This window comes from Yoonia sp. R2-816 (genome assembly GCF_046762905.1).
GTDB lineage: Bacteria > Pseudomonadota > Alphaproteobacteria > Rhodobacterales > Rhodobacteraceae > Yoonia.
In genome coordinates this window covers 1-4,108 of the sequence record NZ_JBKQXN010000161.1, presented here as the reverse complement: position 1 = coordinate 4,108, position 4,108 = coordinate 1, and the positions used below count along the sequence as shown (strand labels likewise).

Sequence of the window (4,108 nt, the reverse complement as noted above, 5' to 3'; positions counted from 1 at the left end):
TTCATCGGTTCATCGGTTCATCGGTTCATCGGTTCATCGGTTCATCGGTTCATCGGTTCATCGGTTCATCGGTTCATCGGTTCATCGGTTCATCGGTTCATCGGTTCATCGGTTCATCGGTTCATCGGTTCATCGGGCCGCCCTGGCGCAGACAGCAGCCCTCACCGGTTACATCATCCTTACAGTCTGACATCCGGCCTCAGGCCAGCTATCGCTCATGGGCCAATTGGCGGTCTGATCACGGTTTCCGGATTGGATGGCCTGACGCGTCCTGTGGCAGTCAGCGGTTCGAGGTCTGATGTGACCCCCTCCCACTTTACCACGACTGGCACGGACGGCGCGGACGCAACACGGGCGATCACCGGCGGTGGTTCGCGTTTGGCCGAAGCAGCGTCTGCGGCCGATGCCAGCATCATTTCCACAAATCCCCGCACTAATGCCAACCGATTGCCCGCCCGGCGAAACAAGGGGTGCCTTTTCCCGATCATGCACAGGCACGTTGGCGATGCCCCTCACAGGAGAGTTTCAGAATGACAAATGAGATTTTTGACATCCAGCCCGCCCTTCGCCCGCACAGCACCTTGGTTCGGGGCGGTCGTTTGACCAAGTTCAAGGGTCAGGTGGCGAGCATTGCGCCGGGCCTTTTGGTCGCGTCGACCGCAGCTTTGCTGTTCTCGGGTGGCGCGGCACAGGCGGCCGATGAGTGTGGCCCACCGGTTAACGGCCAAGTCACATGTAACGCTGACGCTGACGATAGTACTCCTAACGTTGTCGACCCCTACGCTAATGGCATCACCTATAACCATGCCGGATCAGATGGGCTCACGCTGAAGCTTGACGATGCTGACATCGAGGTGGGCGGCTCTGGCGTGCGCGTGGAGGGGACGAGTGAAGGCAATATTTCGGTGCAAATGGACGGCGGGAAGATCACCACGAGTGGGGAATTTGCGCGCGCTCTTTGGGCGAGGACCACTGGCACCGGTGCCGCTCTTGCTTTGATGGGTGGCGGCAGTGTCACCACGAACGGTAGAGATTCCTACGGGCTTTATGCGAGTACCGGCGATGGTAGCGCGGCGACGGCGCAACTTGACGGCGGCAGTGTCGCCACGATGGGGGTCGCTGCCTACGGGCTTCGGGCCGTGATCTTTAACGACGACAACGAAGCGACGGCGACCGCGCGCATGACCGCAGGTGATGTTCGTACATATAATAACAATACCCATGGGCTTTTTGCGCGCACATTTGGCCGTGGTGAGGCGCGGGCTGAGATGGGGGGTGGCGCCGTCACCACGGAGGGGGAGGCTGCTTTCGGGCTTTGGGCGCAATCGGAGCGCGGGCAGGCGATTGTCAACCTGGGCGCGGGTGCTGTTGTCACGGTTTCCGGAGCGGGTGCAGCCGGGATTGTCGCTGGGGGTGCAAGAGGCTTTGACGTCGACGTGGCCGGGTTCGTGACAGGCGGAGCCAAGGCTGGGATAGGTGCAAACACCGATGGCGCAGCGATCCGCACGATATCCAGCGCCGGAGGGACGATTGATATTACCAGCACCGCAGAGGTGATGGCGGGTCGGTCTGATGTCGCGATACAGGGCGCGGATGGCGATACGGTCATCACCTCAGCGGGGACAATCACCGGTGATATTCTTTTTGGAGCGGGGAACGATACCCTGAGGCTGACAGGTGGCAGCTTCACCGGTGGTATTTATGCCGGTGCGGGCGACGATACAGTCACGATTTCTGCGGCAGCCATCTATGACATGTCCTACACTCTGGACGGCGGCGCGGGCGGTAACGATCACCTGGCTTTGAGTGGCCGGAGGACCATTGCAACCTCAGCGGATAGCTTCGGAGACTGGGCCAGAAACTGGGAGCGTTTGACGCTGAAGGATGAAACTGAGTTGAGCCTGGATGGGGTTGCCACACTGGATACGGACCTGTCCATCGACGCCAGGTCTGAGTTTCGCGCCTTTGGCGGGGAAGGGGGCATGACCATCAGAGGTGATGTGACCAATGATGGCGATCTCACCTTAAGCGTGCAGGACGGGAAGACGGGTGATGTGATCACCATTGAGGGGGATTACACCGGGTCGGGAACAAGTACCTTTGCCCTGGATGCGCGCATGGATGGCACGGACACCGATAAGCTTCACTTCACCGGCGATATGTCAGGCGATATGGAGCTGTTGATTGCCAGCGTGGGCAGCGCCGGTGCCACGGGCGGACCGCTTGAGATTGACATGGTTACTGTTGACGGAGAGGCCGACGGGACGTTCACCCTGGTGGGTGGCAACCATGTCATGTCGGACGGGGAGCATGGGGTGATCTCAGGCGCCTACCTCTACACGCTGGCTGCGGCCGCGGATGGCCGCAGCTGGGCGCTGAGCGCGCTGTCGGAGAGCGGTGAGATGAGCTATCAACCCTCTGCGCCGCTCTATGACAGCTATGGTGCATCGCTTCTTGCCATGAATGGCCTCTCTTCGCTGCGCAACCGGGGCAGTTCGCAGGACTTCCGGAGCCTGGCCTCGGGCGGTGGTGCCGCCGCCACACAGTCTGATGCGGCTGATCAAGACACGGGCTCCCCGCTGTGGATCCAGATGGGCACAGAGCAGATCACATCGTCGGAAGAGCACAGCACAACAGGGGCGGCACTTGAGAGCAGTCTCTGGGAGATGGAGATCGGGGCGGATATCGTTATCAGCGAGAGCGGGGCAGGCCTTCTTGTGGGTGGGCTGATGCTCTCCTACGCCGCAAGCAGTACCGAGGTCACCTCTTCCTTTGGGGACGGGTCGATAGAGACCACGGGCCTGGGTCTGGGCGTGGCGGCCACCTGGCATGACGCGCGCCGGTTTTACATCGACGGGCAGGCGACATGGACCTCCTACTCAAGCGATCTGACCTCCGACGGCAACCTTGGGGCTTTAACGGAGGGCAACAGCGGGACGGGCTTTGCCCTGTCACTCGAGGCTGGACAGCAGTTTGATCTGGGCTCCCGGCTGACGGTGATCCCGCAGTCCCAGCTGAGCTTCTCCTCTGTCGGGTTTGAAGACTTCGCGAGTGAGGCGCACGGAGAGCAGGTGGCGCTGAGCGACGCGTCCAGCCAGAGGCTGCGCCTTGGGCTTGAGTTCGCAGGGCAGGGACCCGAGGCGCGTCGGCTTTATGGCATTGTGAATCTGTTCCATGATTTTGGGGCTGGCAGTGAGGTGGAGGTGGCCGGAACGTCCCTGACGACCGAAAGTGAGCCCTGGGCGGTTGGGGTCGGCATTGGCGGCAACTATGCGTGGAATGACCGCGTGGACCTCTTCGGCGAAGCCTCCTATGCCACAGGGCTCAGCACCGCTGGCGATACCAGCGCCCTCGGGGTAAATGCAGGCCTTAAAGTGATGTTCTAAAGCATCCGACTTTTAACTTGAGACATATCCGGCAGCGTTGAAGTAGTTCCAGCACTCTTCCGGCGTATAGAGGTCGCAGATTTCTGTGAGGGCGTGGAACATATCGGTGAATGTTCGCGCGCCGATTCTGCGCAGGTGCGCTTTGAGCTTCGAGAACGCCATCTCAATCGGGTTCAGATCGGGGCTGTAGGGCGGCAAGAACAAGAACCAGCATCCGGCGTCGCGCATGGCTTCAGCTGCGGCGGCATTCTTATGGGTGGCGAGGTTATCCAGGATGACGCCTGTTCCCGGCTCCAGTTCAGGAACCAGGACCTGTTCGACATAAAGCTCGTGAACTGAACTTCACCTGACAGACGCCGCCCCTCAGGGGCTATCACCAACTTTCAGCTATATCTCAAAAACGGCCAACTGTCAGATCACATCTGAACCACTACAACTGAGTAAAATCGTCCATCAAATCATACCTTGGAAGCCTAAAGCATTTCGATAAAAGTTTGAGTCGGCAGGATTCCCCTGAGACATGATCTGTGGTTCACCCTTTTTGGGAGGATTGATCATGCCAGCACCGTTGCCGATGGAACTGCGAGATCGTTTTGCACGATTGATTGAGGAAGGGCTGTCAGGCAGAGAGGCATCCCGCCGCCTCCAGTTGTCTGCCGCGACAGGGGCGCGCTGGTCGCGGCAAATTCGAAGGACTGGCGCAGCCGCTGTGGCACCGATGG

At 60.0% G+C, this 4,108-nt stretch carries 2 protein-coding genes and 1 pseudogene; 2 read left to right on the top strand and 1 reads right to left on the bottom strand.

What is annotated here, in order from left to right:
- Together ACFWW2_RS05505 and ACFWW2_RS05500 are read left to right on the top strand one after the other, a co-directional pair.
- Positions 1–190 (top strand): hypothetical protein (locus ACFWW2_RS05505; protein ID WP_393926767.1); only part of this gene is annotated, 190 nt, incomplete at its 5' end.
- A gap of 340 nt (positions 191–530) precedes the next feature.
- Complete coding sequence (locus tag ACFWW2_RS05500) at positions 531–3,386, top strand: autotransporter outer membrane beta-barrel domain-containing protein (protein ID WP_393926765.1); 2,856 nt, start codon at positions 531–533, stop codon at positions 3,384–3,386.
- A gap of 12 nt (positions 3,387–3,398) precedes the next feature.
- On the opposite strand, the pseudogene ACFWW2_RS05495 reads toward ACFWW2_RS05500, so the two are convergent.
- Positions 3,399–3,704: pseudogene (locus tag ACFWW2_RS05495) on the bottom strand (transposase); the annotation flags it as partial.
- Between the last annotated feature and the right edge of the window lie 404 nt (positions 3,705–4,108).

Bases quoted from the DNA above. Each gene is read 5' to 3' on its own strand.
- ACFWW2_RS05500 (WP_393926765.1), top strand. From the start codon at position 531: ATGACAAATGAGATTTTTGACATCCAGCCCGCCCTTCGCCCGCACAGC.